Below are 6749 nucleotides of genomic sequence, written 5' to 3'. Positions count from 1 at the left end.
CATCCTGGCGGAACAGCGGCGCGCTCGACTGGGCGCTGCGGGAGTCCCACCTGCGGGGGCAGCCCATCCGGGCCGTGCATGTCATCGAGGACAAGATGCCCTTCGGCCCCGAGTCCACCGCTCCCAGCGTCGAAAGGGCCGCCAAGCGCCTGGTCGCCGACGTAGCGGATTACCTGGCCGACCATGACGAGGCGATCGGCCACAGCACCGACATCCTCACTGGCCGACCGGCCGCGAAGCTCGGAACGGCTGCCGCGAACGCCGGCGCGAGCATGCTCGTCGTCGGCCGGATGGGCAGCGGGCGGCTGGCACGCCTGCTGATCGGCTCGACGGCTGAGGCGATCACCCACCTCGCGGAGCTCCCGGTGGTGGTCGTTCCGGATGCCTGGAACCCTCACCACCCCGGCGCACCTGTTGTGGTCGGCGTGGACGAGTCGGAGGAGGACAACGCAGCCCTCGCCTTCGCGGCGACCGCGGCTGTGCAGCGCGAGGCTCCGCTCCGGCTGGTGCGGGTCTGGGACCTGCCGGGCATGTACAGCTGGGACGCCGCTTCGGTGACGGATCTCTACGACGGGTGGTTCGATCAGAGCGACAAGCGTCTGCAAGCCATCGCCGACAAGTGGCGGGTGAAGTACCCGCAGCTCGACATCCACGCGGAGACGCGACGGGGCACCCGGTCGCCGGCCTGATCGCGGCTGCCGAGGAGACGAAGGCTGAGCTGCTGGTTCTCGGCGGACGGACCCATCGCCGGCTGACCGCGATGCTGCTCGGTTCGACCGCCCGCGGCGTCCTGCACCACGCTCCGTGCCCCGTCGCCGTCGTCCACGAGCCACGCGACGGTCAGTGACGCAGGCCGGCTCGCCAGGGGACCAACGGCCTTCGAAACCGTTGTGAGTCGGGAGGGACGGGGACTTTCGGCCCTGTGGGGTGGTCGCACGCGGCGATGGAATGTAGCCGTAGGCAAGCGCGACCGGAAGGGGTCGGCCATGAGCCAGTCCGGAACCACCCGGCTGTACCAACCGGTGCGTCTGGTGCCCCAACGGCGCCAGGAGGCCGAGGCGTCCACTGGGTTCGCCGTGACCATGGCCGCCTGTCACGAGTTCGTGAGGTCGGCCCGGCTGCGACCGTACATCGCGGGGGAGCTTCGCCGATGGCGGGCCGGCCGGGATCTGATCGCGGTCGGCGCCGCTATCCGTACGGCGTTCGCGGATGCGGGGTGGCCGGACCCCGTCGCGGATGCGATCGCGGCCGGGTACGCCCGACTGGGGGGCGACGGCACTGTGGTCACGGTACGCAGCGTCGGCAGTCCCGGACGCTTGGAGATGTTCCGGGACCTGAGGACGACGAGCGACGTACTGGCCGCCTGCAAACGGTGTTTCGCGGCACTCTTCACGGACGAGGCGATCGCTGATCGCGAGGCTCGTGGTTCCAGTCAGTTGGACGTGGCGGTGTCGATCGGCATCGAGCGCGAGAGTTGTGCGGCTGCTCCGGCCCCGGCCGCGCCTACCGCGGTGGACTGCTCCGGCTACGTCGTCGACGATGCCGAGCTGCTGAGGCTTGCCGCCTGGGCGATCGTGCTGGAGCGAAACCACACCCGGAGCGCGAGCTGAGGAGGCGTGAGATGGCTAGCCAGGTACGAAGTGGGCCTGTTGTCGTCGAGGTGGACGGCGCGGCCGAAGGGCTGCGCGTGATCGACTATGCGTGCTTGGAGGCCCTTCGATCTGGTGCCGACCTGGTGCTGGTCAATTCCTCCGGGACGCACAGCACCTCCTCGATGCGCGCGAGTGAGTTGCCCAAGCCACCGGGTGAGGTGGCTGATGCCTGGCTGCGGGTGGCCGCCGGGCATGTCAGGCATCGCTATCGCAATGGCCTGCAACTGGGAACGGTGTCGAAGGAAGGCGCGCGGGCGGACGTGCTCGCGGAGGCGGCCCGGAACGCGCGGCTGCTGATCGTCGGCAGGACTCCGAAGCGCGGTCCTCAGCGGTTGCAGGCCGCTCAGGCGAATCTGAACCTGGCTGCCAGGGTCGGCTGCCCGGTACTCGTCGTACCCCTGTCGTGGCGGCCGTCCGCGATAGACCGCAAGGTCGCCGTCGGTGTCGACGGGTCGGCGCTGTCGGCCGAGGCGGTGGAGTTCGCCTTCCTGGCCGCCGCCGAACGCGGGGGAGATCTGACTGTCGTACGGGCCGGACTGCCGCCGGACCACGCTGGGAACGACGAGGACGTCGATCACTCGTGGCTCAGCCGGGCCGATCTGAGCATCAGTGAGGCGGTGGCGGCCTGGATCGGTGAGTTCCCCGAGGTGAAGGTCACCCGCTACCTCAGCAGCCGGCCGGCAGCCGAGGTACTGGTGCGCGAGAGTGCGGATGTCGGGCTGATGGTCGTAGGTGCGCACGACAACTCGCTGTCGATCCCGGACCCGGTCGCGCGGCGTTGCGTTGCGGCGATGACGTGCCCGGTCGCGATCGTTCCGCATCGTCTGACCGCTGCCGTGGGATCGGCTCGTGGAGCGCCGCCGGCCCCATGCCGTGCCACCGAGGTAACACTAGGAGTTTGATCATGTCCGGGACGCCACGTGCCCTCATCGTCTACGAATCGATGTTCGGCAACACCTGGAAGGTCGCTGAGGCGATCGGGGATGGGCTCCGCACCGTTATCGACACCGATCTGGTGCGCGTCGACCGGGCGCCGGCCGAGATAGCCCCTGATGTGCGGCTCCTCGTCGTCGGCGGTCCGACCCATGCGTTCAGCATGAGCCGGCCGTCGACTCGGGCCGATGCCGTCAACCGGGGCGATGTCGTGATGCCGGCGGACACCGGCATCCGGGAGTGGCTCGGCGCCCTCCCGGACCGCACGACCGCGACGATCTCAGCCACCTTCGACACCCGCATCACCAGTCTCCGCCGGCTGCCCGGCTCGGCCGCTCGGTCCGCGGCCAAACTCCTGCGCCGCCGGGACTTCAGGGCGATGGTGCCGCCGGCAACCTTCTTCGTCGACGACACCACCGGCCCGATCGAGGAGCACGAGCTGGCTCGGGCGCAGCAGTGGGGTGTGGACCTGGGCCGGGAGCTCCGGCCGGTGCTTGGTCCCATCCGCCGTAGGATGAGGCGATCAGCATGATGCACGATGCGCTCGATCCGAGCCTGGGCTGGATCCTGCTCGGGCTGACGGTCTGGTTCGCGGTGATCGGCGGAGCGGTCGCTGCGACGGTCCGCGCGATCCGCAAGCCGCCGCCACATCCGGCGACCCGGTACCCGTCACCACTCGACATCCTCGAGCGCCGGCTGGCCTCCGGCGAAATCACCCACGAGGAGTTCGACGAGGCCCGGGCCCGCCTTCGCGAACACGAACTCGACGTCTGACCGACCATCCCTGGAAAGGCCATCGGCCGTGGGTTCGGTCGTGTGCGGCGTGGAGTCGGCAGTTGGTCACCTGGGAGGCCGAGTCCGGCCGGGGACTCTGTTCCGCCAGCCCGGGGTTCGTAGGGACAGGTAGCAGAGGCCGGCGACGGGGATCGGCGCCCAGAACTGGATCAGCCGCCAGGACACGACGCCCAGTACGGCGACACCGGCCGGGACCCCGAAGCCGAGCAGCCAGGGGATCAGGACGCCTTCGATGATGCCGAGCCCGCCCGGAGTGATCGGCAGAACGGCCAGCAGGCTGGCGATGCAGTAGGCGAGCAAGAGGCCGATCGGATCCATCACGTGTCCGTAGGCGGCCAGGAAGACCCACAGGGCGGCCGCGTCGAGTAGCCAGTTGGCTGTCGGCCAGAGCGCGAACGCTGATCGCACGTCCCGGTCGGTCAGCAGGTCCCTCAGTTGGTCGGCGGTCGCCTGTACGTGGGGTTGAAGCCTGCGGGGCAGCCGGTGCAGCACGAATCGCAGGAGGCGCTTGGCCGGTCGGGCCAGTCGGGACCGTTCCCGGATCGCGACCACCGCACAGAGTGCGATCAGGGCGCCGACCAGCAGGACGATCAGGTAGAGGGCGGTCGGCCCGAACAGCAGCACTGCCGGGATCAGGGTCACCCAGAGCAAGACTGCGAGTGACAGCGAGGCGCCGACACCTTCGGCGGCGATCGCGGCGGTCACGTCGTCGACGCTTGCCCCGCCTGAGACCAGCAGCCGGAACCGCAGCGCCGTCGCGGTGGCGCCTCCGCCCGGTACGACATGACTCACACCGAAGCCGGTCAGGTCCGAGCGGAGGATCCAGCCGAACCGCAGCGGGCTACTGCGCAGGACGCTGCGGGTGAACAGCGAGTAGCAGACCAGACTCGCCGCCTCCAGAAGGATGCCCAGGACAACCCACCAGGGCCTGACCTCTCCGAGCAGGTGCAGCGACTGGCGCGCGCCCGCGAGCGTCGGAAGGACGAAGTAGTCCACCACCGCGATCAGCACCAGTAGCCCCGCCGCGCTGCGCAGAAAGGCAAAAGCGGTCGGGCCTCTGCGCGCCGGCCGTGCTGGACGCGGAGGAGACGGGGCCGCCTGCTCAGCCGCCCGTGGTGACCGGCGAGCCATTGCTTCCCCACACGATCATCACGGCTCCTCTCATGGCGATCCGGCGAACCGGTCCAGTTCAAGGCTGCTCGGTCTGAGCGGTCTCCGGCAGGGCTCCGGGTCCCGGATCGGCCCGCCGAAAGGCCCATCGGCCTCTGCCGTCCACGCGGTTGTTCTGAGATGGTCGACAGGTGAGCGAACAGATGGAGGTGTGGGCCGTTGGCCGACCTGGTCCGATCGACGAGGGTCCGCTGCGCCTGGTCGAGCGGGCGGTGCCGGCGGTCGGGCCGGGAGAGGTGCTGGTCCAGGTGCTGGCTTGCGGGATCTGCCGGACAGACCTGCACCTGTGCGAAGGGGACCTGATCCCGCGCAGGCCTGACGTCGTACCGGGCCATCAGGTGGTCGGCGACGTCGTGGCCCGTGGTTCCGCCGCGGAGAGGTTCGAGATCGGCGACCGGATCGGGATCGCCTGGCTGCGGAGTACCTGTGGGTCGTGCGAGTTCTGCCGGCGAGGGGCGGAGAACCTCTGCCCGCGCTCGACGTACACCGGTTGGGATGCCGACGGCGGCTTCGCCCGCTACACGACTGTCCCGCAGGACTTTGCCTACCGGCTCGACGCGGACCGCGCGCCGGAGGAGCTCGCGCCGTTCCTCTGCGCCGGAATCATCGGCTATCGAGCACTGGTGCGGGCTGCCCTGCCGCCTGGTGGCAGGTTGGGTCTGTACGGGTTCGGCTCGAGTGCTCACCTGACCGCCCAGGTGGCGGCCGCCCAAGGCGCGGAGGTCTTCGTTCTGACCAGGGGAGAGGCAAACCAACGGCTGGCCCGCGAGTTGGGTGTCGCGTTCGTCGGCGCAGCTCAGGACGTCCCGCCGCTGCCTCTCGACTCCGCGATCGTGTTCGCGCCGGCCGGGGACCTGGTGCCGCTGGCGTTGCAGGCGCTGAAGCCTGGCGGCACGGTGGCGGTCGCGGGGATCCATCTCAGCGACGTGCCGGTGCTGAACTACGACCGGGACCTGTTTCGCGAGCGCGACCTGCGGAGCGTGACCGCCAACACCAGACTCGACGGCGAAGAGCTGTTCCGGCTGGTGGCGCGGCTGCCCGTTGCCGCGCACACCGCCGTCGTACCGTTCGAGCGCATTGATCGGGCGTTGTCCGACCTGGCTCACAGCCGAGGATCGGGATCGCTGGTGGCCGCGGTCAGCTGATTCGCTGGCTGATCCGGATCGCGACGACGCCGCGGACGGTGCCGGCCAGGACTTCGGCGAGCCTGCGCTCGTGCGGGTCGGACGGGCCGGTGACCGTCACGATGCCGTCGTGGACCTCGACCTGCCAGTCCTGGTTCTCGGCGAGCAGCAGGCCGGCGACGTCGTCCCGGATCCGCTGGTCGCGGCCGGCCAGCAGGTGGATGATGTCGCTGCGGCTGAGCATGCCGACCACCTTGCGGTGCTGGACCACTGGCAGGCTCTTCATCATGGTGGTCCGCATCAGGTCGATGGCGACCTCGAGGTCGTCCTCGGGATCGACGCTGACGACGAGATGTGTCATCACCTCGGCGACCCGCCGGGCCGGTGACGAGCCGGTGGTCCGCACAGCGGCGATCGGCACCCGGTCCTCGATCAGCTCGGCGTCGCCGACGAGGTCCGCCTCGCTGACGAGGCCGACGAGGAATCCCTTGCGGTCCACCACCGGCATCGCGGTGATCTTCTCGGCGTCCAGCAGTTGCAGTGCCGCCGCGATCGAGGTCTCGTCGGTCACCGTGACCGCCGGTGCCGTCATCAGCTCCCGGATCAGCATCTTCCTCACCTCGTCCTGCTCGATGGTCCTTGTGCTCCAACGATGCGCCCGGCAACAGCCACCCGGCAGGGTCCAAAGACCCGGGTCACCCGGGCCGCGCGGTCCGTTCGGTGCGGAAGGTGTGGACGGCGGCCGGTACTGCGAACGCGAGGGCGGGGACGGCACCACAGCCAGAAGCCCCAGCCGAACAGCATCAGTGCGAGGTGGAACGCGATCACGGCGAGATAGCAGATCCGGGTTGCACCTTCTGCACTGAGGTCGTGGTCATCGGGATCAACCTCCGATCGCGGCCGCCGGGATCACCGCGACGGGGCAGACGGCGTGGTGCAGGACCGTCTGGCTGACCGAGCCGAGCAACATGCCGGCGAACCCGCCCCGGCCTCTCGAGCCGAGCACGATCAGCCGGGCGTCGGCGGACAGCCGGAGCAACTGCTCGGCAGGATGTCCGTCGATGTGGATGATCTC

The 6749-nt window shown here is 69.7% G+C and carries 10 protein-coding genes; 7 read left to right on the top strand and 3 right to left on the bottom strand.

The features are described 5' to 3' along the window. The 6 genes from EV644_RS44170 to EV644_RS44145 all read left to right on the top strand — a co-directional run. Positions 1 to 689: universal stress protein (locus tag EV644_RS44170; protein ID WP_132197814.1), on the top strand; the 689-nt coding region annotated here is incomplete at its 5' end. Next, positions 575 to 847, top strand: coding sequence for a universal stress protein (locus EV644_RS48115; RefSeq protein WP_369410629.1), 273 nt, complete (start codon positions 575 to 577; stop codon positions 845 to 847). The genes EV644_RS44170 and EV644_RS48115, both read left to right, overlap by 115 nt. A gap of 139 nt (positions 848 to 986) precedes the next feature. Then, positions 987 to 1610, top strand: coding sequence for a PEP/pyruvate-binding domain-containing protein (locus EV644_RS44160; RefSeq protein WP_132197810.1), 624 nt, complete (start codon positions 987 to 989; stop codon positions 1608 to 1610). Positions 1611 to 1621: 11 nt separating this feature from the next. Then, the gene (locus EV644_RS44155; protein ID WP_132197808.1) at positions 1622 to 2554 is read left to right on the top strand and encodes a universal stress protein; all 933 of its coding nucleotides are present in this window, start codon (positions 1622 to 1624) and stop codon (positions 2552 to 2554) included. Between the two features lie 2 nt (positions 2555 to 2556). After that, entirely contained in the window at positions 2557 to 3117 is a 561-nt protein-coding gene (locus tag EV644_RS44150; RefSeq protein WP_132197806.1) for a flavodoxin family protein, read from the top strand. Further along, the gene (locus tag EV644_RS44145) at positions 3114 to 3359 is read left to right on the top strand and encodes an SHOCT domain-containing protein (protein WP_132197804.1); all 246 of its coding nucleotides are present in this window, start codon (positions 3114 to 3116) and stop codon (positions 3357 to 3359) included. The genes EV644_RS44150 and EV644_RS44145 overlap by 4 nt, the downstream gene beginning before the upstream one ends. 66 nt (positions 3360 to 3425) lie before the next feature. On the opposite strand, the gene EV644_RS44140 is transcribed toward EV644_RS44145, so the two are convergent. Then, on the bottom strand, positions 3426 to 4391 hold the full coding sequence (locus tag EV644_RS44140) for a lysylphosphatidylglycerol synthase transmembrane domain-containing protein (protein WP_158293127.1): 966 nt from the start codon (positions 4389 to 4391) through the stop codon (positions 3426 to 3428). A gap of 290 nt (positions 4392 to 4681) precedes the next feature. Here EV644_RS44140 and EV644_RS44135 point away from each other — a divergent pair, with 290 nt between their 5' ends. Further along, positions 4682 to 5695, top strand: a complete 1014-nt coding sequence (locus tag EV644_RS44135; protein WP_241999463.1) for a zinc-dependent alcohol dehydrogenase family protein — start codon at positions 4682 to 4684, stop codon at positions 5693 to 5695. Here the strand turns inward: EV644_RS44135 and EV644_RS44130 are convergent. Then, positions 5688 to 6284, bottom strand: a complete 597-nt coding sequence (locus tag EV644_RS44130) for a CBS domain-containing protein (RefSeq protein ID WP_132197800.1) — start codon at positions 6282 to 6284, stop codon at positions 5688 to 5690. The genes EV644_RS44135 and EV644_RS44130 overlap by 8 nt on opposite strands. Before the next feature lie 273 nt (positions 6285 to 6557). Continuing rightward, positions 6558 to 6749: universal stress protein (locus EV644_RS44125; RefSeq protein ID WP_132197798.1), on the bottom strand; the 192-nt coding region annotated here is incomplete at its 5' end.

The organism is Kribbella orskensis, assembly GCF_004342085.1.
Classification (GTDB): Bacteria; Actinomycetota; Actinomycetes; order Propionibacteriales; family Kribbellaceae; genus Kribbella; species Kribbella orskensis.
This window is presented reverse-complemented; position numbering and strand designations above follow the sequence as displayed.

What these genes read in the sequence shown, in the direction of transcription:
- EV644_RS44160 (WP_132197810.1), top strand. Translation starts at nt 987, where the DNA reads ATGAGCCAGTCCGGAACCACCCGGCTGTACCAACCGGTGCGTCTGGTG.
- EV644_RS44155 (WP_132197808.1), top strand. Translation starts at nt 1,622, where the DNA reads ATGGCTAGCCAGGTACGAAGTGGGCCTGTTGTCGTCGAGGTGGACGGC.
- EV644_RS44150 (WP_132197806.1), top strand. Translation starts at nt 2,557, where the DNA reads ATGTCCGGGACGCCACGTGCCCTCATCGTCTACGAATCGATGTTCGGC.
- EV644_RS44145 (WP_132197804.1), top strand. Translation starts at nt 3,114, where the DNA reads ATGATGCACGATGCGCTCGATCCGAGCCTGGGCTGGATCCTGCTCGGG.
- EV644_RS44130 (WP_132197800.1), bottom strand. Translation starts at nt 6,284, where the DNA reads ATGCTGATCCGGGAGCTGATGACGGCACCGGCGGTCACGGTGACCGAC.